This is a genomic window from Bacillus alkalicellulosilyticus (assembly GCF_002019795.1).
In the GTDB taxonomy this organism is placed as follows: Bacteria; Bacillota; Bacilli; order Bacillales; family Bacillaceae_F; genus Bacillus_AO; species Bacillus_AO alkalicellulosilyticum.
Map to the genome: position 1 here is coordinate 2,118,228 of NZ_KV917381.1, position 22,857 is coordinate 2,141,084.

The following is a 22,857-nucleotide window of genomic DNA, read 5'->3' on the forward strand; positions in this document are numbered from 1 at the left end:
TTTAGTATAGAAAAATTATAGAGAAGTTACAGAATATGTAGTTACATAAGAAGGTCTTGGAAAAATAATTGGTTGTTGCTGGTCAATTCCTTGCGGGGTATGTCGCTTTTTATGAGCTTGTTCATAAGCCTTAGAAGACTGCCAATTAGAAAAATTTTGTTCCTCATTCCACACCGTTAAGATGATATATGTATCTGACTGAATAGGTCGCAGGACACGTATGGCTTGAAACCCTGGAACCTCTTCAATGAGTCGGGCTCGTTGTTGAAATCTTCTTTCAAAAGCTTGTCTTCCTTCGGTTGTGACAGATATGTTATTTAGTACCGCAAACCCACTTCCTTTTAATTTGCCGACAGAGTCTAATACTTCATATGCTTCACTTTCTTTTTCTTCTTTAATCTCTTGGACTTCTACTACCTGTATGGTGTTTTCGGCATTCTCCAATACAAAACCATTTTTTTGTGTTCCTACATGTTTAGAAAAAAGCACATACATATGTTTTCCTCTTTTCGATGATTCGTTTTTTATAGTGTACAAGGTTTTTTTATGGAAAAAAAGAGATACGCTTGATTTAATAAACAGATTTATATTAGGGAAAACTACTTAAAGGTGGGACAAAAGCTTTTGTCCCACCCACACTTCGTTTATTTAATGGAAAGTAACTATTTTCTCTAAGCCATGTCGGTAGTGTGGATAGCCATCTTCGTCTGCAAAACCAATTGGAACCATACCCGCAAACTTTACATGGGTAGGTAGTTTAAGCATTTGTTTCACTTTATCTTGGTCGAATCCAAGCATAGGAACGGTTGAAAGTCCTAATCCACGGGCTGCGACTAAGAGAATACCAAGGGCAATGTTCGTTTGATTTAAACCCCATTGCCCTCGTTCATCTTCGCTCATGTTATTGAAGATGCCAGTTAAATTTTCAATCTCTTCTTGTTTTCGCTCAGGAGAAAGTCCAGGGTGAACAGTATCCGCAATATGTGCTACGACATCTTCCATGTCACTTGCAACAACAATAACTGCAGGTGCAGAGGTAATCTGTTGTTGACCGTAAGCGGCATCTTGCAGCTCTTTTTGCATTGTATCGTCTGTTATCACATGGAAACGCCAAGGTTGAAGATTCCAAGCACTTGGAGAAAGTCGAACGAGCTCAAAGAGTTCATTAAGCTGTTCTTTTGATACTTCTTCTTGCTTAAATTTACGAATGCTGTGCCGACTATTAATCGTTTCTCGAACAGGTAAATTATCAAGGGTGTGTATCATAATCCTTCTCCTTTATAGAAAAACTAAGCAGAGACATTCACTGCTCTCATATAGTGTTCGGCATAAGTAAACGTTTTAAGCCCATAAAAAATTAACAATCATTAATATCTTTTTGGCTATCTTTTCAAACGATGAATAAATTGAGATTTTTTATTAGAAAATAAGATGACAAAGATTGACAACAAAAGGAGAAAAAGTGATGAGAGATAAAACCGTTCAATTTTTATTATTGGCCGTATTTGTATTTTCGTTTGCCGGAATGATAACAGTACAAGCGGAACAAGACCATGCAACAAAAGAAGTTGAAACACAGTGGTGGTTTAAACGAGATAACCCTACACGTGAAATTGAAGATTTACCTCAACCAGAAGGCGGACCTGAGATTACCGAAAGAGTAAACATTCCAAATCCAGTGTCCAACATTATTTTACAGCAAAGGTATCCTGAAACGGTTGTATTATCTGGGCCAGCAACTACGAATAAAATAGCCATTACATTTGATGATGGACCAGACCCAAGATTTACTCCACAAGTGCTTGAGGTATTACAACAATATAATGTACCCGCTACCTTTTTCGTTATGGGTTCACGAGCGATTGCATATCCCGAATTAACACGAAGAATGGTTGAGGAAGGACATATTGTCGGAAATCATACATATTGGCATCCAAATTTGGTGAAACAAGGAGATTTGGCTACGTTAGAAACAGAAGTTATGAAAACCGAAGACACATTAAATGATATCTTAGGTTATCGAACAAAGTTATTTCGCGCACCTTATGGTTTTTTATACAATGAGCTTGTTGAAAAACTTGCTGAATTGAATTATACGGTAGTAGCTTGGTCTGTCGATTCGTTAGACTGGCGCGAATTAGGAGCAACTGAAACAGCAATAAATGTTCTCAGCAACATGCATCCAGGAGCGATTATATTAATGCATGATGGTGGAGACTGGGATGCAGACCGCACGAGTACAATTGAATCGTTGCATCAAATCATACCACAACTACAAGAACAAGGTTTTGAATTTGTAACTGTACCTGAGTTGCTCAATATTCCTTATCAAAAATAAGTGATTATACCGCAACCATCAGGATTTAGAGGTACTACTTAAATACCGATATGCAAAAAACTACCTATATTCAAATAATAGGTAGTTTTGTTATAACGTTTAAAGAAATTAATATGTATTATTACTAAAAACATACAACGCATCTAAAATATTGAACTTTTTACGAACTTTTATTGATGTTCTACCGAAAATTATGTGTATAATGAAACTAACGTATTGTTTTTAGGTAGGTGGGTGAAATAATGAGTTCTGAACATAACTCAACGTTAACGTTTGAGAATTATAAAACAGATGTAATCATGATTATCGACAAACAAGGGTGGATTAGTTTTTGTTCACCATATTATAAAAATATATTTGGATATTCTTCAGATACCTTTAAATTTACTTATCTTTGGGACTGGATTCATCCTGAGGATATAGAAGCATTTAAAGATTTATCGATTAGTTCATCGGATTCATATAAAGCATTTGAAACCCAGTTCCGCTGGAAACACCATGATGAATACTGGCTTCCTGTCCATTTAAAGGTGACGCCGATTGTCAATAAAGACGGTGAAGTCACTAGCTTTATGATGTTCATTCATAATCACGGGGCGGACCCTATTTTTGAAGATAAGTTGAAAAATTCGTTAAAAGAGCTATTTGATATTAAGTATGCGTTGGATGAATCTTCTATCATTGCAATCACAGACCCTAAAGGTAAAATTACCTATGTAAATGATAGGTTTTGTGAAATATCTCAATATACTCGAGAAGAATTAATCGGTAAGGACCATCGTTTAATCAATTCGAATTTTCATTCTAAAGTGTTCTTCCAAAATCTATACCGCACAATTGGTCAAGGTAAGGTATGGAGGGGCGAAATTCAGAATCAGGCAAAAGATGGTAGTTATTATTGGGTTCAAACGACGATTGTTCCATACTTAAACGAAAAAGGAAAGCCTTATCAATATGTGTCGATTCGAACGGATATTACAGATCGCAAAAAGACTGAACTTAATTTAAAAAATACTTTATCTAAACTGACCGAAAAAAATAAAGAGCTAGAAGATATTAAATACGCACTTGATACATCTTCTATCATTGCGATTACCGATGCAACAGGAACGATAACGTATGTAAATGACACGTTCTGTGAGATATCAAAATATTCAAGAGAAGAACTATTAGGAGAAGACCATCGTATCTTAAATTCTGGATATCATACGAAAGAGTTTTTTAAGGATTTGTATAAAACAATCGGTAACGGAAAAGTATGGAAAGGTGAAATTCGAAACAAAGCAAAGGATGGAACGTATTATTGGGTAGATACAACAATTGTTCCATTTTTAAACGAAAATCAAGTTCCTTATCAATATGTTGCCATTAGAAAAGATATCACAGATCGAAAACAAGCCGAAGAAATGGTATTACGTTCAAAGGAACTGGCCATTGTAGGAGAATTAGCTGCAGGAGTTGCTCATGAAATTCGCAATCCTTTAACTTTATTACAAGGCTATACTGAATTTCTGAAAGATGAAAATAAGGACGACTATAAAAGAGAGTATTACGATATTTTGTTGGAGGAGATCAAACGAATTGATTTTATTGTTGGTGAATTTATGGTGCTTGCGAAACCAAAAGTTCATTCCGTCCAACGAAACAATGTTGTCCCGATTGTTCGGCAAATCATGGTCTTACTCAAATCAGAAGCGAAGAAAAATGATGTTACGTTATCTTTTCATTCAGAGAGTAAGGAATTGTTTGTAAACGGCGATGAAAATCAGCTTAAACAAGTGTTTCTAAATATTATAAAAAATGGAATTGAAGCAATGCCAGACGGTGGTCAACTAGAAGTTTCGATTTCTGAAGAAACTGAAAGATTGCATGTGAGAATTAAAGACAACGGTGTTGGAATTTCAAAGGATAAAATCAAAAGGCTAAGCGAACCGTTCTTTTCAACAAAAGAAAAAGGAAATGGCTTAGGACTAATGGTCACTTATAAAATTATAGAAGAACACGGTGGGAACATTACAGTTGAAAGTGAAGAGAACAAAGGAACAACCTTTACAATTTCGCTACCAATTGTCGCATAACCAAAAACCCATTTGGTCTACTCATGTAGGTCAAATGGGTTTTTGTAATTATTCTATGAAGAACTCCGACTTTGTACAGTGCTACTAAAATACAGCTAAGTGTTTATTATTGAAAGTTAGATATGTAGTTTTCTACCTTTGACGCACCACTTGATGAAAAAGCAGAATACCCTCCAAAACCTTTGTAGCTATATCCATTGTATGCGATATCAAGATCGTGAAAGATTCGATGGGTGTAAAGCAATGCAGTTACATCTTCTGATTCAAAAGCAATGTCTAGTAAGATAAGCGCATGCTCTATATCTGTTTTTATGCTCTCGTCTTTAACAATGGAAAAAAATTCTTCGAAATCTTCATCATAATTTCCAAGCTTTGCTTTGAACGAAGAAAAATTAGGATTTTTCCAACCACCCCATCCAAGCAATTGGTTCCATATTCGATGTTGTTCGGAAATAAATATTTGTACAGACGAACTTTCCGTATTCTTAACTGGAATGCCTTCATCTGTTGTCGTTTGGATAATATCGACACTTCCTTCTTCTTCTATTGCACTGGGAATGGCCGCCTCAAGTGTTAAATTTGTCATTTTATACACACTGTAGCCTAGTACCGGGATAAGTAGCAAAGCAATCAGTACGATAATGAATTTTTTTTGGTTAGACATTAGTTCCTCCTTCCGAACGATTGATGGTTTTCAAGTAATTCTATTGATGTAGTGAGTAGATTAGTAAATAAGGATAAATGACAGTAGTATTTTTAAATGATTGGATGAGAGAGTCGAATAATAGTTTAATTGAACGATTAGTTTAGCACTAGCGAACGTTTTTGTTCAAATGGAATGCCTAGAATAGATGAATATTCGCTAGTAGGCTTTGAAGATAAACGAATATTTGTTTGTAAATAAGCAAAGTCCATACTTTAGATAGATAGTTTGATAGTACTATTGGTATGAATAGGAAATGACCATTTTTATGGTGTTAGATATTTAGCTGTGTTTTCGAACTGAACGAGTCCTATTTTGTCAAAATACGAAAAAATCCCTCGAATAATAAGGTATACTTGGTGTGCGTTATAAAGAATCAAGGAGGGGAAACCGTGACAAAGGACTATGATTCAGTTAGTAATCTACCATTACGCTCTCAACGAAATAAAAGAAAACGCAATCGACATAAAACCACAATATTAACTATCACTGTAGTCCTCACAGGTCTTATCGTGTTGGCGCTTTTGCCTATAATAAATCAATTTGATTTGTTAACTGCAAACGTTGAATCAATAGCTGATAATAATATAACCGTAACAGCACATTCACAAATGCCTATACCATTACATTCGGAAAAGAGTTCAATACTCCTTCAACAATTTATAGAAAAAGAGATAAAAGATGAACAGCCAGAAGTTTTAGAGGTAAACAAAAGTGAGATAATAGACGAGCTTCCTGAGGGGAATGTAAACGATGTTCCTACTCAAAAAATTCTTGCTGAGCGAATTGTAAAACATGAAGTAAAAACCAATGAAACGTTAGAAAGCATCACAAAATTATATTTTGCTGATGCATCATTTCAAGACAGTGTTGCAATTTATAACAACATTAAAAATCCTGAAAAAGAAGTACAAGTTGGAATGACGTTGAACATTCCAGACCCTCACTTTGCAACCTTTCACGAAGTAAACAAAGGTGAAACGTTAATTTCGATTTCAAAAAAGTATTACGAAACAGGAGATGTTGTTCGTCAGCTAGCGCAATATAACAACATTACAAACCCTGACCATGTACCATTTGGAACAAGGATTGAGATTCCGAGCCCTTCAACACTAAAAAGTATCAAACTTAAACCGGAGAGTAAAGTTGAGAATCAACCAAGTACTCAAACTCAAACCCAAAAAGGGATATCCATTCTCATAGATAAAAGTACTAACAAATTATCCGTCTACCAAGGCACTGAAGTTACTCACACATTCTCAGTCGGAACTGGAAAAACACCTTCTCTTACACCTGAAGGAGAATTTACGATTGTAAATAAAATTGAAAGTCCTTGGTACAGCGCAAAAAGTATTCCTGGTGGAGACCCAAACAATCCACTAGGAAGTCATTGGCTTGGTTTAGATGTTCCAGGAACTGGAGGTACCAAATATGGAATCCATGGCACGAATAACCCTAGTTCCATTGGTGGATATGTAAGTGCGGGCTGTATTCGTATGAACAATTCAGACGTGCAATGGATATACGAGCACATTCCAACAGGTACAAAGGTAACCATTAAAAATTAATGATTCAAAAAAAAACCAGCACCATCTTTTTAGATGATGTTGGTTTTTATAGTTACTATAAAAAGAATACTAGATTTCCTATTTGTAATTAGATTTAAATGAATTCACTACTTTCTTTTTAATACCTCTTTCTATACAATTTAAAGGGAAGCTTGAATTGGAAACATTACTCAGGTGGATCAAACAAACAATATGAGGTGATGTTATGAAGTACAGACGATTAGGTAAAACAGACCTAAAAGTATCCGTTGTTGGAATAGGCACATGGCAATTCGGAGGAGATTGGGGTAAGGACTTTACTCAGCAAGAAGTAGATGGAATTTTATCTCATGCTAAAGGGTTAGGAATTAATTTAATAGATACAGCTGAGTGCTATGGTCCTCATCATATGTCAGAAAAATTTATTGGTGATTTTTTATCAAGAGATAATAGGGAGGACTGGGTTCTTGCCTCTAAATTTGGTCATCAATGGCATGACAATTGGGAAAATGCTTGGAGTGTTGATCAAGTACAGATTCAATTAGAGGAATCTTTGAAAGCGCTACAAACGGATTATATTGACTTATATCAATTTCATTCAGGACCAGACGAGGTTTTTAATAACGATGCCCTTTGGACGATGTTGGACAAGCAGGTCCAGGCTGGGAAAATTAGAAATTTAGGAATATCAATTGGAGCTAATGATAATATTTATCAAACCGCTAAGGCGACCGAAGTGAATGCAAAAGCAATCCAAGTCGTCTACAATCGAATTGACCAAGTGCCAGAAGAAGAAGTATTCCCATCTTGTATTGAACAAGATTTAGGTGTTTTAGCTAGAGTTCCGCTTGCTAGTGGTTATTTAAGTGGGAAATATCGACCAGGGGCTTCATTCAGTGATAATGTCCGAAAAAACCATAAACAACAAGAAATCGATGAGAAATTAAAATTGGTTGAAGAAATTAAACAAAATGAAGTACCAGAAGGGGTTAGTATGGCAGAATGGGCGTTAGCTTGGTGTCTCCAGCATCCAGCTGTTACATGTGTAATTCCTGGCTGTAAGTCTATTGAACAAGTTGAAATGAACGCAAAAGCAGCTCTTCTTGACCTTGGTAACTCATTACATCGAAGTGCCTGGAAAGACTAATTCTTTATTTAGGAGTGATTTTCATGAACGTAACATTAAATAACGGCTTATCCATGCCACAACTTGGCTTTGGAGTGTTTAAAGTAGAGGACGGCCAAGTAGCAGTTGATGCAGTAAAAAAAGCAATTGAAGTCGGCTATCGTTCGATTGATACTGCTGCAATTTATCAGAATGAAAAGGGCGTGGGACAAGGAATTCGTGAGTCAGGAGTTGCACGTGAAGACCTTTTTATCACTACAAAAGTATGGAATTCAAACCAAGGGTACGAACAGACACTGCAAGCGTTTGATGAAAGTTTGGAAAAGTTAGGTCTTGAGTATATTGATTTATACTTAGTTCATTGGCCAATGCCAAAGGATGACACCTATATTGATACATATAAAGCGTTAGAAAAACTATATGAAGATGGAAAAGTTAAAGCAATTGGTGTGTGTAACTTTAAAATCGCTCATTTAGAAAGATTGCTGCAAGAATGCAAAATTCCGCCCGTCTTAAACCAGGTAGAATTACATCCGTATTATGCACAAGTAGAGCTTCGAGAGTTTTGTGCAAAACATAACATTTTTGTTGAAGCTTGGGCTCCTTTAATGCAAGGAGGAGATGTTCTTACCAATGAACAAATTACTTCCTTGGCGCAAAAATACAAAAAGACACCTGCTCAAATCATTATAAGATGGCATTTACAAAATAATATAATTGTAATACCAAAATCGAGCAATCCAACTCGAATTGAGGAAAATATCGGGGTATTTGATTTTGAACTAACTACAGAAGATATGGCCCAAATTGATGCTTTAAACAAAAATGAACGCATTGGTCCAGACCCAGATGAGTTTCATGTAAAATAATAATGTGAGTCAAGCAACTCTAATTTAGAATTGCTTGACTTTTTATTTTTTTGTTGACAATTTTAAATTCTTGCTTTAGCATAAAAAAGAATTACATATACCTCGTTAGGTGAGGCTCCTGTGCTGGAGATATGCTGCTGCCCAAAAATGTCCAAAGACGCCAATGGGTCAACAGAAACCATCGACATAAGGTGGTTTTTAATGTAGCTGGACTTGTCCTATGCCGCACAGTGCTAAAGCTCTACGAATGGAGGGTTTACGTCAAAGGCGGTATTGTGTATTTTTTTACACGTTACGTTTGATTATTTGTGTTCAAAAACACCTTCATTTGTGAAGGTGTTTTTTATTTTAGATTGGAGGTGGTGTGGAATGGATAGGAATCCTGACCCCGGGTCAACGGAGTATTTGAAATATAAAAAGGGTAAAGTAAAAACATGGAGACTTGGGATCCATTTCATATCCATACATTGGAGCGTGGATTCCATGTAGAGGAGGAATTCAACATGGTAAGGCTAACTGAACAAACAAGAGAAGAGTATACAAATCAAGTGATTCAAGCATTGAATGCGAATGAATTAAAACATTTCCGTGAGGTTTTTTTAGAGTTACACCCTACCGATCAAGCTGAGGTTTTTAATAGTCTAGAAGCGGAAAAAAGAGCAAGAGTTTATAATTTTCTTGCACCTGTAGAATTTGCTGATATATTTCAGTCTTTAGAGGTTGAAGCTCAAAAACATATTGTATTGGAATTAAACGAGAAGTACGCTGCTGAAATGTTTAATGAAATGTACGCGGATGATGTTGCAGATTTCTTAGCTGAAATCATTGAGACCAAGGCTCAAAAAATCTTAAAGTCAATGGACAAGGAAGAAGCGGATGAGGTTAAAGAATTATTAGCTTATCCACCAGAAACAGCCGGAGCAATCATGACAAAGGAATTTATGGTTGTTAAGGCAGTTAGCACAACAACAGAAGTTATTGAACAGTTGAGAAAAGAAGGTCCAGATGCAGAAACCATTTACTACCTTTATGTAATAGACGAAAATAAAAAGCTAGTAGGTGTTGTATCATTAAGAGATTTAATCACTGCTCCTATTACGGAAACAATTGAAAATATAATGAGCACTCGAGTTGTTTCTGTTTCTACAATGGATGACCAAGAAGAGGTTGCCAAGCTAATTAAAAAGTATGATTTTCTAGCTGCACCAGTCGTTACAAAGGAAGGAAAACTAGTTGGGATAGTTACTGTCGACGATATTATGGATGTTATTGAAGACGAAGCAGAAGAAGACTTTGGTGAATTAACAGCAGCAAGAGGCTCTATGGATGCAAATATTTCATCATTTACTGCTGCAAAAAAGAGAGCACCATGGATTGTAATGCTTATGTTTTTAGGATTAATAACTGGTGGAGTTATCGGAGGATTTGAAGAAACATTAGAAACGTATATACTTTTAGCGGTCTTTATTCCTTTACTTATGGATTCAGCTGGGAACACAGGTACACAGGCACTAGCGGTTGTTGTTCGTGCGTTAGCGTTAGGTTCTGCCGAGAAATCTTCATTAGGAAAAATGTTAAAGCGGGAATTTGGTACGGGATTAATGCTCGGTTTAATGTGTGCGATTACGTTACTTTTAATTGTCCCATTCGTATTTCCTGAAGGTGGTTATGTATTGCCATTAATTGTTGGCGTTTCTATTTTTTTAACATTAAGTATTTCAACTATGGTTGGAGCCACTGTACCATTAATCATAAATAAATTAAAGATTGACCCGGCAGTTGCCTCCGGTCCTTTCATCACTACAATTAATGATATTATGGGATTATTGATTTATTTTTCAATTGCAACAGCATTCATAGAATATTTACCTAATTAAAACGGTATCATTAAAAAAGTAAAGGAGTTCTTAGGTATACCGCCTTTGTGACTCCTTTTTGTTCATTTATGTTACGAACCGTGAATGAAATAATGATATGGAGAGGTGAGGTATTGGACTTGAATTTCGAACTCCTACTTAAGCTTAGTATTGCTTTATTATTTGGTATGTTAATCGGGATTGATCGTGAGCTTAAACATAAGCCGCTCGGTTTAAAAACATGTATGGTTATCTGTGTTGCGAGTTGCCTAGTCACCATTGTATCAATTGAGTCTTTTTATAAATTTGCTACTCCGACTTATAATGCGGTTGATCCAATGAGATTGGCAGCTCAGATTGTTAGTGGTGTTGGTTTTTTAGGCGCGGGAGTCATTTTGAGAAGACAAAACGATGTTATCTCAGGACTAACAAGTGCCGCTATGATTTGGGCTGCATCTGGGTTAGGAATTGCTGTAGGTGCTGGATTTTATGTGGAAGCATTTATAGCTGTTATTTTATTAATAATCTCAGTTAATGTATTACCCTTTATTATAAAGGCTATTGGTCCAACTGCATTACGGCAAAATGATGTATCCGTAACGATTGTCATAGAAGCTAATTATCAGATGATTGACTTAATCACTGAAATGGAAAAGCTGAATTCGAAGGGGAAAAGAGATTTAGACTTGCGAATTACAAATATAAAAGCATTAGAAAATGGAAGCCAACAACTAAACGTTACAATATCAACAACCGAGAAAAGATACACCACTGAATTATACAATTTTATTAGAAATATTGAGTATGTGAGAACTGTAGAAATTCAACAACTATCTGGTTTTTAATTAATTTTAAAAACAGTAGTGATTACACTAAATTATTTGAAGGCCTAGACAAAAAGTAAACAACCTTTTGTCCAGGCCTCTATAATTACATATGAACAAGCTGTTCTCGATTCTCCATCTGAGGAGGTTCTTCCATCCAGCCATGATTAATCATTAATTTCCCACCCTCCATCGCATAATCAAAAATATCTTTTGAATAGGAAGCCATTTTTACTGGTAAATCACTTCTTAAGCTAAATGCAGTACCTAACCCGTTACTTCCAAGGGCAAAGCTACATAAAAGACTTGTACAATACATCATTAACTTATCGGAAAATGCTGGAACGGTAGACTTTGTGATGTGACCAGCTGCAGGACTTGGAGTTACAATATCGCTTTTAGACAATACCTTTTGAAAGTCCTCTACAATTTTTTGAGAAAGACCTTTTCCTTTTTTACAATAGTCTTTTACTCCTTGAGTTTGTGCTGTTTGAGCAAAAGCTGTCATTAACTGTATTCCTACAATATTTGTTTCAATACCTCTATAAATATGCCCAACTTCAACTGTGTTTAAGGGTCTTGATTGTTTAAGAGGATTTAACCCGCTCATATATGCTGTATCTTGAATAAAATTAATTGATTTTGGCATTGATACGTATGGTGGTCTTGCGAGCAATCCTTTTTCATTTAAGTAGGTAGTGCAATTGTGGTATGTCTGTTGTACCATGACCGTAAGATCCTGATAAAGTTGGATGATGTCTTGGCGATAGCCCATTGTCATATGAATTGCATGCATTCCCATGCTGATTTCTTTTAATAATCGAATAAAGATAATATCGAACCCATTATCAAAGAGTTGTGGTGCATCTTTATGGATATCCTTCTCTGTGAATCCTAAAGGGATAATCGCACCTTCATTTTGGAGAATGTCTTTTATTCGATTAATAAAGGTTGAGATGTCGCGATGTAAATCACTAAGAATCTTTCGTGAATTTTCATCATCTGCTTTCGTTTTTAAATAATCAACGATTTGGAAAAGCATTGTTTTTTCTTGATAAGTTAACCAAAGCGATCCAAGTTCGCTTGAAGTTAGTGACGGTTTATCTGGCATGTTAGTGAATCCTCCTCGTTTTTCTCTTTACAACTAGAATTTCCCTAATTGAATTGCTTTACCATTCCAAATAAATCCTTAGAGTCCAAAGTGACAGTTTTATGAACGTAGATTTAGTAGTGATGCACATCACCGAACGAGGGTTACCTCTGTGTTATTGTTTTAGCTGAGAATCAATATCAGTAGAAATTAAGAGGAGGTTTCCCAATGAGTGAGCTTATTAATAATAGGGAACAAATAAAAATAGAAAATTATGAGCGACAGCAAATCCTAAAGGAAATCATTTTAGAATTACATGAAGGAAAAAGTGTAGATGAAGTGAAAGAACGATTTCAACAAGCGATTGAAAAAATAAGTGTCGAGGAAATTTCCCACTTAGAACACACTCTTATGAAGGAAGAAGGCATACCCGTTGAAGAAATTCAAAGGCTATGTTCTGTGCATACAAATGTATTTAAAGGTTCAATTGAAGAAATACATGGGGTAGATGCATTAAAAACAGTAAAAGGTCATCCTGTTCATACGTTTTTGTTAGAAAATAAATTAATAAATCAATTTGTTAATTTTACATTAAGTCTTCATAAAGATCGCTATATAAAGGAACAAAAACACATCAATAAAGAAAAGTTACTGAACGACCTCACTAAGCTCTTAGAAATTGATAAGCATTATAGTCGAAAAGAAAACTTACTATTTCCTTATCTAGAGAGATACGGCATTTTTGGTCCAACAAAAGTAATGTGGGGCGTTGATGATAACATTCGTGCTGAGATAAAATCAGCAATTTCTGCACTTAAAGACGGGGCAGATAAAGAAGTAAGTGAACGAATCGATTTTATCATATCTGAAGTGAATGAAATGATCTATAAAGAAGAGAACATCTTATTGCCAATGGCACTGGAAAAACTAACGGAAGATGAGTGGGTAAAGATTGAACGAGAAGGCCACGTCATTGGATATACGTTTATTGAAGAACCAGAAACATGGCATCCTGAACGCGTTGATTTACAAACAAATGTATTTTTAAAAGAAGGAACAATTCAACTCGAAACAGGAATCTTGGACATTGAGCAAATCGACTTAATGATGAATCATCTCCCAGTTGATATTACGTTTATTGATGAAAATGATGTGGTACGATTTTTCTCGCACGGCAAAGAAAGAATCTTCCATCGAACAAAATCAGTTATTGGACGAACTGTACAAAATTGTCATCCTCCAAAGAGCGCTCATATTGTAAATGCATTGCTCGATGACTTTAAGTCAGGGGAAAAAGATACAGAGGACTTTTGGCTTCATTTTAAAGATAAGTATGTCTATGTTCGCTATTTCGCCGTAAGGAATGAACAAGGAGAGTATATGGGGACGCTAGAGTTTACACAAAACATAAAGGGAATTCAGGAAATAAAAGGTGAAAAGAGACTAATGAGTTAAATGAAGTTCCTAAGTCCAATAATTAAGTCAGGAATCAAGCAGATGCTTGGTTCTTTTTTTAATAGAACCAAATAAACATAGATACATCATTTAAAAAATATTGTAAAATACTTTTTCTTCGAAACTATCAATAGTCTTTTAAACATAGATTTTGGATAGTGCGGTTATACAGTTAAACAAACATAATGTTCAACAAAACAATATACTATATTTACAAAAACAAAATAACCTTAATTTTTTCTAGTAACTCCTATAGTATTTTGTGGTGAAGAATGAAATGTATCTTGGTAATATAAACCTTGCAATCGCTTTCAATAACATTTATGGAAAGGAGTGACAAAAAGCAACAAAGAAAGACAAAATCAATAAAAAATATCAGGAGGAATGTCGTTTGAAAAAGAATATTAGAATAGTTTTGGCTTTTTTGTTTTGTGTTGCACTTACTATGCCTGCAGTAAACGTACATGCGCAAACAATTACTTCTAATGAAATCGGAACACATGGTGGATATGACTATGAATTTTGGAAAGATAGCGGCGGTTCAGGCTCAATGACACTTAATAGTGGAGGTACGTTTAGTGCCCAGTGGAGCAATGTAAACAATATTTTATTCCGTAAAGGTAAGAAATTTGATGAAACTCAAACACATCAACAAATTGGGAACATGTCAATTGATTACAGTGCAAACTTTAATCCAAATGGGAATGCCTACTTAACGGTTTATGGTTGGGCTGTCGATCCACTTGTAGAATTTTATATTGTCGATAGCTGGGGCACATGGCGTCCACCAGGTGGTACAAGAAAAGGAACGGTTACTGTTGATGGGGGTACATATGACATATATGAGACCACTCGAACGAATCAACCTTCCATCAAAGGAACTGCAACCTTCCAACAATACTGGAGTGTACGTACATCAAAACGTACGAGTGGAACGATATCTGTAAGTGAACACTTTAGAGCGTGGGAAAGACTAGGAATGCCAATGGGTAAGATGTATGAAGTTGCTCTTACGGTAGAAGGTTACCAAAGTAGCGGAAGCGCATCTGTAACTCGTAATAACCTTACAATTGGTGGCAGCTCAGGCGGCGGTTCAACTCCACCTCCACCACCTCCTGCAAATACTGTAACGAGAGTGGAAGCAGAGAACATGACGAAGAGTGGACAGTATACTGGCAACATTAGTTCACCATTTAATGGAGTCGCTTTATATGCGAACAATGATTCAGTAAGATTTACACATAACTTTACGAAAAATAATAGTAGCTTCTCGTTACGTGGGGCTTCCGATAATAACAATATGGCCAGAGTTGACTTACGGGTCGGTGGACAACATAAAGGTACCTTCTATTATGGTGGACCACACCCAGCAGTTTATACAATAGACAATGTCAGCCACGGAACTGGAAACCAAGTGGTTGAACTCATTGTAACTGCGGATAACAACACATGGGATGCATTTCTTGATTATATAGAAATAAGATAATCAGAAGGAACAAGTATGCATACTATTTTCTGATTATTATCTATATTATGTATTTTCCCAATAGATTAGAAAATGCGAACGAGGTATCCTCGTTCGCATTTGTAATTACGTATAAGTAAATAGAGTATAACTTGTATATATAGCCGCGGAATTATTCATGAGGTTCTTTAACCTAAGCAACATAAGCCCTACCTCTCTTATGTCCTAACGGCTCCATGACCGATCCAGTGTGAATAAGTGTTCCGAAAAAAACATCGATAGAATGCCAATAATTTTTAAAATACAAACTTTGCAATAGCTATTAACGTATAACGTAAAACATATTATAACACAGATAAAATATAATTGCAAATATATGAGTCGAACACATATATTCATTAAATGAAGCGCGTGATCTGTAAAGGAAGCGAGCTTCTTTTCTATTTTATGCGTATATCGAAGTAGAAAAGCTAAAAATGGTTGTTCGCAAATCCAAATGCGTACACGAAAATAGCAAAGAGGGTAGAAAGCACGTTCGCATGAGAGAAAGTATCCTCAGTCTATTAGAATGAAACCGCTACCAATTCATTTCTCTTTTCAGACAAGTATGAAGAGACGTATAGTACGTATATTAGTAACCTAAATCCACCACATTTTTTTGTGCAATCTGCCAGTTGTTAGTTTTACATAACGGTATTACAATGGAGCAATGTGTTTTTTACTTAGGAGGTTTCTACAATCATGAACCAGTTTTTAGCAGGAGTTAAAAAACGGACGCTTTCCGTTTGGAATATCCCGATGTTTCCAATATTGTTTTTAATGAATTTTCTGTTAGGACTTTCAATGGCTTTTATTACACCTTATTATTCACTGTTTGGTATTGGTGAAGTCGGAATGAGCAATATGTCGTTTGGTATCTTTATGACGGCGATGTCATTGTCTGGGGTTATCATTAGTACGTACCTTGGAAAACTCTCAGACCGAAATGTCAGTCGTAAGTTAATTCTCATAATTACAACAGTCGCAGCAATTATCGGCTTTGGCTCGTTTGCATTTATTCGAAGTTATTTTTTACTTTTACTTATTGCGGTATTTCTATTAGGAATTGCAACGGCTACTGTACCACAGCTATGGGCTTATGCGCGTGAAGCGTTAAAGAAAACCGATGTGCCTGAAAAAGAAACACCATATGTGATGAATGTGTTTCGAATGTTTTTTGCGTTAGCGTGGACGGTAGGTCCAGCGTTAGCGGCTTGGGTATTATTACTGGCTGGATTTACGGGTTTATTTTTATTTGCGGCTTTTTGTTATGCTCTGTCGCTCGTCGTCATTCTGATTGCGTTTAAAGAAGTTCCTAATGCGGTTACGACACAGCAGGAACCTGTGAATCTTCGAAAGTTTATCGCAAAGCCTCATATCTTTGCGAACATTGCGGCGTTTTTGCTTTTAACGATGGCGACATCGATGAATATGATGAACATCCCAATCTATGTCACTCAAATTCTCGGTGGGACTGAGATGCATGTAGGAATCATTTATAGCATACCACCGATTTTTGAAGTTCCGTTAATGATTTGGATTGGTATTCTTGCGACGAGAGTGGATAATCGTATTCTAATTAAAATCGGTTTTCTTTTATCTGTTATTTATTTCTTTTTGTTATCATTTGTCACAACCCCTTGGCAAATCTATCCGTTGCAAATCATTAGTGCTGCGCAAGTCTCCATAACCATGGGAATTGCCGTGACGTATTTTCAAAACTTCCTTCCTAAAGAACCTGGGACAGCTACGACGCTTTATATGAATACAAATAAACTAGGGCAAATGCTAGGATTCTTATTCTTTGGAATCATCGCAACATACTTAGGCTATCAAGGTGTATTCATAGTATGTACCGCATTAGCGGGTGTTGGATTCCTTATTCTATTACTCTTCGGAAAAGAAAAAATGAACGACAATACATTAGATGAAAGAGTAGGGGCTTAACGTAAGGACACTATTATTTTTGGATAATAGTGTCTTTTTGTTATTCATACTAGAAAAACAAACGTACATTCGGTAAAATAAAAGAAGAAGTGAAGAGGTGAAGTATATATGATAGGGAAAAAAACATTACAAGATTGTATGAACCTTTTACAATCAGATGAAAAATTAAAAGAGAATATTGCACATTGGCATGTGAGTGAGCCAACTCCTGCAAGTTATGCAGAGTTTCCTCCCGCTTTGGATCGTCGCATCTGTCAAGCGCTTGAAAATAGAGGGATCTCATCATTATACAGCCACCAACGAACGGCATTTGATACGGCATATGCAAAACAAAACTTTGTCGCAGTAACACCAACAGCATCAGGGAAGACGATGTGTTACAATTTGCCCGTTCTTCAAGAGATTGTTGAAAACGAGGAGAGCCGTGCTCTTTATTTGTTTCCGACTAAAGCACTCGCTCAAGACCAGAAAAGTGAGTTAAATGAAATCATAGAAGAAATCGGAATCGATTTAAAATGCTATACGTATGACGGAGATACTGCGCCAACGATTAGACAAGCGGTCCGAAAAGCAGGTCATGTTGTCATTACGAATCCGGATATGCTTCATTCTGCGATATTGCCACATCATACAAAATGGGTCGCTTTTTTTGAAAGCTTAAAATACGTCATCATTGATGAACTCCATACGTACAGAGGTGTATTTGGTAGCCATGTCGCCAATGTCATCCGCAGATTAAAAAGAATTGCGGCATATTACGGAAGTTACCCAACGTTTATTTGTACTTCGGCAACGATAGCTAACCCGAAAGAATTAGCTTCTGAGCTAACGGGTACAGAAATGAAACTGATTAATAACAACGGTGCACCAAGAGGACGAAAGCATTTTGTCTTTTATAATCCACCAATTGTTAATAAACCATTGCACATTCGCAAAAGCGCAACAGTAGAAGTAAATGCTTTAGCAAAATTATTTTTAAAAGAAAAAATCCAAACGATTGTGTTTGCTAAAAGTCGTGTCCGTGTTGAGATTATTTTACGCCATTTGCAAGAAATCATAAAAAAAGAAATTGGAGATAAAACGATCCGTGGCTATCGTGGAGGCTATTTACCTAAACAAAGACGTGATATCGAAAGAGGCTTACGAAATGGAAACATTATCGGAGTCGTCAGTACGAATGCGCTTGAATTAGGAGTCGACATTGGACAGCTACAAGTATGTATTATGAATGGCTATCCAGGATCGATTGCCAGTGCGTGGCAGCAAGCAGGAAGAGCCGGTCGCCGTCAAGATGAGTCATTAATCATTATGGTTGCCAATTCAGGTCCACTTGACCAATATGTCATTTCTCATCCTGAATATTTCTTTGAGCGGTCACCAGAATCGGCCCGAATTAATCCAGATAATCTTGTTATTTTAGTAGACCATCTCAAATGTGCTTCATATGAACTTCCTTTTAAAGCCGATGAAACATTTGATGGTGTCGATATTCTAGAGATTCTCGAATTTTTAAGTGAAGAACAAGTTCTCCATCATAAAGGATCTAAGTATTATTGGATGAATGATTCGTTCCCCGCGCATAACATTAGCCTTCGCTCAGCATCACAGGAAAATGTCATTATCATTGACCAATCAGATGTGGCCAACGTGAGAGTAATTGGAGAAATGGACCGTTTTAGTGCAATGACATTATTACATGATGAAGCGATTTACCTTCATGAAGGAATTCAGCATCAAGTTGAATTGTTAGATTGGGACGAAAAAAAGGCGTTTGTTCGAAAGGTAGAAGTTGATTATTTTACAGATGCCAATTTAGCGGTGCAGTTAAAAGTTCTTGAAGAAGATAAATCCGTGGAAATGGAGAAAGCTTCGATTGGCTATGGTGATGTTATGGTAAATGCGATGGCCACGATTTTTAAGAAAATTAAGCTTACATCATTTGAAACGATTGGCTCTGGACCTATTCACCTTCCGGAAGAAGAACTTCATACAAGTGCAATGTGGGTTTCGTTTTCAAAGGATATCATCAAAGAACTTGGACAAGAATCGGTCGAAAAAGCATTAACGGGATTAGCCAATGTGATTCAGCATGTCGCCCCTGTGTTTGTGATGTGCGACCGCAATGACCTTCATGTCGTTCCACAAATTAAAGCTGTCCACTCTGAAGCGCCAACGATTTTCCTTTATGACCGCTATCCGGGAGGAATTGGACTTAGCGAGACGGTTTATAAGAACTTTCAAATCATTTTAGCCAGGGCAAATGACATCATTTCAAGCTGTCCATGTGAGGAAGGGTGTCCATCTTGTGTCGGAGCGATTTATGAAGAAGGGAAGAATAGTAAGACACAAGTGAAACAATTGATGCTTCTTATTGAAAAGGATGATCCAGATGTCATTAAAGGGTAAATTATCACGCCTTAAGAAAGATATGGGTATAACAGAGGCAGCTAAAGAGGGAAGTAAGCCAGCTCCTATTCAAGCTGACGTCCCATTTCTAAACAAATGGACCGAGTTAGATGCAAAACCTGTAGAAGTTGATGATTCCTATATTATGCTTCGAGAAAAAACGTTTCCATTGTCAACGAAACATGGACGATATTCATTTGAGGAACTTCATGGAGTTGTTAAGAACTGGAACAAGATGGCGAGTAAACATCCTATCGCGACAGACGGAAGGCAAGCTCGTGATTTGCTGTTTTTTGATACAGAAACGATGGGATTAAGCAGTGGTGCAGGAAATTGTATTTTCTTACTTGGTTATAGCCAAGTTTTATCTGATCGAGTAACTGTAAAGCAATTTTTTTTGCCAGGACCTGAACATGAGGCCGCGTTATATTATCAGTTTTTAACCGATGTCAAAGATTTCTCAAATCTAGTGACGTATAATGGAAAAGCATTTGATTGGCCGCAAGTGAAAACAAGACATACGTTTGTCCGAAATGAAGTGCCTAAACTGCCTGCTTTTGGACACTTTGATTTGTTACACGGGGCCAGGCGACTTTGGAAAAAGGAACTACCTTCTTGTAAATTATCAATAGTCGAAAAAGAAATCTTAGGTTATCACCGAGTCGAAGATACACCAGGATATTTGGCTCCGATGCTTTATTTTGATTTTCTCCATGAGCCAGACCCAGATTATATCGAAGGAGTACTAACTCATAATGAATGGGACGTGTTATCGTTAATTACCCTTTATATTCATATGTCAAAGCTACTTCAAGACCATGTTGGTGAAACCTTATCGGCAGGAGAATTATTTGAAGTGGCGAAATGGTATGAGCATATTGGAGAACTTGATATAGCGCTTGCTGGTTATGAAAAAGTAGTTCAAATAGAAAATAGTTATAGTCAGGAAGCGATATTGCCACTAGCTAAACTATATAAGAAAAAAGCAATGTTTTCAGAAATGACATCCCTGTTAGAGCAAGCCATTGCTACATATTCATTTCCAATTATTCAGTGGTATATTGAACTTGCAATGATATATGAACACCAATATAAAGATTTTGAAAAGGCATTAGTTTATTCAAAGCTAGCTCAGGAATGTAACGCTACCTGTACCAAACTGTCAAATCAAGAAAAAGAAAGTTTCGAGATTAAAAAAAGAATTCAACGGTTATCAAATAAATGTCATAACGGGTAATATGATGGATAGAGACTGACTTAAGTTTTCCTTTGGAGTCAGCCTCTTCCATAAATACTTCTTACTCGCTCGGCCTTGGCCCAGCATCCATATTATTCTTTTCCACAGTCATTATTGGTGTAACAGTCACATCACCTGTAACTCTTACTTGACAGGAGAGACGTAACTCGTCAGTAACTCCTTTAGCAGCGAAGGCTTGTTGTTCAATGGGGGTTAAGTCTCCAAAGTCTCCTTCAGCGACCTCTACACGACAAGTTGTACACCTTGCGTTCCCACCACATCGATGAAGAATATTGACCCCGTTGTCTTCAAGGGCAAGCACTAATTTGGTACCTTCTTGAACCTCAAAAGAACCGTGACCTGGAACTGTAACTTTTGGCATTTTTTTATTCCTCCTTTTTATGTTTCATCATTCCCTCACTTTACAGCTAGTAAACCTTCCCTAGGCACTCCGCATTATTTCCGAGGCAAGCGCAAAATCAGCGTTTTTTCGCAATTATTCTTTATAAAGAACACGGAAATTTGTCAGAGTTTTGTCGAAAAAGCACTTGGAAATAAAAACATTTGTCGAATGAAGATGTATGTTTTACAATACGGTGAAGGAAATATATCTTAGATGAAAGTAGAGAGATAAAATGACTAAATATATATTTATGTTATTTTTCGTTATGATTGGCTTAACCGTATTAATCATGAGCGGACTGAATAATTCTGCTTTACTTCTTTAGGCATATGTCCTAAAAATGATATGTATATAAAAAAAATCGTGAAAATTAGGTGAATCCACTATTACATGATGATTCCTTCTTACATAGGTTAATATTGAATAACTTATAAGGAGGAATTAAATATGTGGCCAAAATGCACAAAAGTAATGCCAGCTATAGTTCATCCAACAAAATGTAATGTGACTCAGCAATGCTGTGAGTATATCGTACCAGAGATTCACCCAAGTCATACAACAAATATCACACACCATCACTATAAGCATGTTCACAGCTTCCCGCACACATTCTCACAACAGCAAACGGTATCTCATCAAAATGTAATACAACCACCAACATTTGCACCAGCACCAGGTCCTCGTCCAGGATTTGCAGGTCCAGCTGCTGCACCAGGATTCGCAGGCCCAGGAGTTGCACCAGGTTGGGGTGCAAGACCACGTCGTTTCTTTTAATAGCTAGCTAACCCAAAGGTGAACTGCAAGCAATTGCGGTTCACCTTTGATATAGTAAAAGAAGGATTATTAGGCAAGGGGTGAGTCTGTGGGATTTGTATATGCAGTGACCGGATATAAAGCTCATGAACTAGGAATATTCGATCAAAAACATAAAGGGATTTCATACATAAAACAGGCATTTAAGAAACGAATTATAGCTTTACTTGATGACGGGTTAGAATGGATCGTTATCAGTGGACAACTAGGTGTTGAGCTTTGGGTTGGACAAGTGGTTGATGAATTGCGAACAGAAGGATTTATGATAAAGCTTGGGGTATTAACGCCATTTTTGAATCAAGAAAAAACGTGGAGTGAATCCAATCAAGAGCTATACAATGAAATTTTGGGCTATGCTGATTATGTAGATAGCATTTCAAAAAAAGAATATGAAAATCCAATGCAACTTCGCATGAAAAATCAATTTATTATCGAAAAAACAAATGGCATTATCATCTTATATGACGAGGATAATGAAGGGTCTCCGAAATTTTATCTTGAAGAAGCTCGCAAGAAACAGGACCAAGCTTCATATGATATAGTGTACATTACTCCTGATGATATCGACAGTATCATTAGGGAAGAGCAAGAATCCAATCTCGACTATTGGTAGATGACATTTCAAATTGACAATTTTCATGAATTCTGAAAAAATAATAAC

The 22,857-nt window shown here is 36.5% G+C and carries 19 protein-coding genes and 1 riboswitch; of the genes, 14 read left to right on the plus strand and 5 right to left on the minus strand.

The features are described from left to right. Positions 1-15: 15 nt before the first annotated feature. Together BK585_RS10785 and BK585_RS10790 are read right to left on the minus strand one after the other, a co-directional pair. Complete coding sequence (locus BK585_RS10785; RefSeq protein ID WP_078553458.1) at positions 16-495, minus strand: antibiotic biosynthesis monooxygenase family protein; 480 nt, start codon at positions 493-495, stop codon at positions 16-18. Positions 496-648: 153 nt separating this feature from the next. Beyond that, complete coding sequence (locus BK585_RS10790; protein ID WP_078553459.1) at positions 649-1,266, minus strand: nitroreductase family protein; 618 nt, start codon at positions 1,264-1,266, stop codon at positions 649-651. A 199-nt stretch (positions 1,267-1,465) separates the two neighbouring features. Here BK585_RS10790 and BK585_RS10795 point away from each other — a divergent pair, with 199 nt between their 5' ends. Continuing rightward, on the plus strand, positions 1,466-2,338 hold the full coding sequence (locus BK585_RS10795; RefSeq protein ID WP_078553460.1) for a polysaccharide deacetylase family protein: 873 nt from the start codon (positions 1,466-1,468) through the stop codon (positions 2,336-2,338). Positions 2,339-2,580: 242 nt separating this feature from the next. Beyond that, positions 2,581-4,416, plus strand: coding sequence for a PAS domain-containing protein (locus BK585_RS10800; RefSeq protein WP_078553461.1), 1,836 nt, complete (start codon positions 2,581-2,583; stop codon positions 4,414-4,416). Positions 4,417-4,522: 106 nt separating this feature from the next. On the opposite strand, the gene BK585_RS10805 is transcribed toward BK585_RS10800, so the two are convergent. Continuing rightward, positions 4,523-5,080, minus strand: a complete 558-nt coding sequence (locus tag BK585_RS10805; RefSeq protein WP_078553462.1) for a hypothetical protein — start codon at positions 5,078-5,080, stop codon at positions 4,523-4,525. A 431-nt stretch (positions 5,081-5,511) separates the two neighbouring features. On the opposite strand from BK585_RS10805, the gene BK585_RS10810 reads away from it, so the two are divergent. The 5 genes from BK585_RS10810 to BK585_RS10830 all read left to right on the plus strand — a co-directional run bounded on the left by BK585_RS10810 (position 5,512) and on the right by BK585_RS10830 (position 11,362). Beyond that, the gene (locus BK585_RS10810; RefSeq protein WP_078553463.1) at positions 5,512-6,687 is read left to right on the plus strand and encodes a L,D-transpeptidase family protein; all 1,176 of its coding nucleotides are present in this window, start codon (positions 5,512-5,514) and stop codon (positions 6,685-6,687) included. Positions 6,688-6,892: 205 nt separating this feature from the next. After that, a complete protein-coding gene (locus BK585_RS10815; protein ID WP_078553464.1) occupies positions 6,893-7,813 on the plus strand; it encodes an aldo/keto reductase in 921 nt (306 codons plus the stop codon). A 23-nt stretch (positions 7,814-7,836) separates the two neighbouring features. Then, positions 7,837-8,661, plus strand: coding sequence for an aldo/keto reductase (locus BK585_RS10820; RefSeq protein WP_078553465.1), 825 nt, complete (start codon positions 7,837-7,839; stop codon positions 8,659-8,661). Positions 8,662-8,755: 94 nt separating this feature from the next. Beyond that, a riboswitch (M-box (ykoK) riboswitch) is annotated at positions 8,756-8,920 on the plus strand. Positions 8,921-9,164: 244 nt separating this feature from the next. Then, the gene (gene mgtE / locus BK585_RS10825; protein WP_078553466.1) at positions 9,165-10,538 is read left to right on the plus strand and encodes a magnesium transporter; all 1,374 of its coding nucleotides are present in this window, start codon (positions 9,165-9,167) and stop codon (positions 10,536-10,538) included. 119 nt (positions 10,539-10,657) lie between these two features. Continuing rightward, positions 10,658-11,362, plus strand: a complete 705-nt coding sequence (locus tag BK585_RS10830; RefSeq protein ID WP_078556750.1) for an MgtC/SapB family protein — start codon at positions 10,658-10,660, stop codon at positions 11,360-11,362. An 85-nt stretch (positions 11,363-11,447) separates the two neighbouring features. On the opposite strand, the gene BK585_RS10835 is transcribed toward BK585_RS10830, so the two are convergent. After that, positions 11,448-12,452 carry a DUF3231 family protein gene (locus BK585_RS10835; protein ID WP_078553467.1) on the minus strand — a complete coding sequence of 335 codons (1,005 nt, stop codon included), beginning with the start codon at positions 12,450-12,452 and terminating at the stop codon, positions 11,448-11,450. A gap of 207 nt (positions 12,453-12,659) precedes the next feature. Between BK585_RS10835 and BK585_RS10840 the strand changes: the two genes are divergently transcribed. From BK585_RS10840 to BK585_RS10860, 5 genes are all read left to right on the plus strand, one after another. Then, positions 12,660-13,886, plus strand: coding sequence for a DUF438 domain-containing protein (locus BK585_RS10840; protein WP_078553468.1), 1,227 nt, complete (start codon positions 12,660-12,662; stop codon positions 13,884-13,886). Positions 13,887-14,331: 445 nt separating this feature from the next. Beyond that, on the plus strand, positions 14,332-15,372 hold the full coding sequence (locus BK585_RS10845) for a glycoside hydrolase family 11 protein (RefSeq protein ID WP_078556752.1): 1,041 nt from the start codon (positions 14,332-14,334) through the stop codon (positions 15,370-15,372). Between the two features lie 720 nt (positions 15,373-16,092). Beyond that, positions 16,093-17,337, plus strand: a complete 1,245-nt coding sequence (locus BK585_RS10850; RefSeq protein ID WP_078553469.1) for a sugar efflux transporter — start codon at positions 16,093-16,095, stop codon at positions 17,335-17,337. 111 nt (positions 17,338-17,448) lie between these two features. Next, positions 17,449-19,743 carry a DEAD/DEAH box helicase gene (locus tag BK585_RS10855; protein WP_139367660.1) on the plus strand — a complete coding sequence of 765 codons (2,295 nt, stop codon included), beginning with the start codon at positions 17,449-17,451 and terminating at the stop codon, positions 19,741-19,743. Then, the gene (locus BK585_RS10860; protein WP_078553471.1) at positions 19,727-20,980 is read left to right on the plus strand and encodes a ribonuclease H-like domain-containing protein; all 1,254 of its coding nucleotides are present in this window, start codon (positions 19,727-19,729) and stop codon (positions 20,978-20,980) included. Before BK585_RS10855 ends, BK585_RS10860 begins: the two co-directional genes overlap by 17 nt. Positions 20,981-21,041: 61 nt before the next feature. Here BK585_RS10860 and BK585_RS10865 read toward each other — a convergent pair whose 3' ends face one another. Continuing rightward, complete coding sequence (locus BK585_RS10865) at positions 21,042-21,362, minus strand: 2Fe-2S iron-sulfur cluster-binding protein (protein WP_078553472.1); 321 nt, start codon at positions 21,360-21,362, stop codon at positions 21,042-21,044. Between the two features lie 468 nt (positions 21,363-21,830). Between BK585_RS10865 and BK585_RS10870 the strand changes: the two genes are divergently transcribed. Continuing rightward, complete coding sequence (locus tag BK585_RS10870; protein ID WP_078553473.1) at positions 21,831-22,157, plus strand: spore coat protein; 327 nt, start codon at positions 21,831-21,833, stop codon at positions 22,155-22,157. Between the two features lie 88 nt (positions 22,158-22,245). Further along, the gene (locus BK585_RS10875) at positions 22,246-22,809 is read left to right on the plus strand and encodes an SLOG family protein (protein WP_078553474.1); all 564 of its coding nucleotides are present in this window, start codon (positions 22,246-22,248) and stop codon (positions 22,807-22,809) included. Positions 22,810-22,857 lie beyond the last annotated feature (48 nt).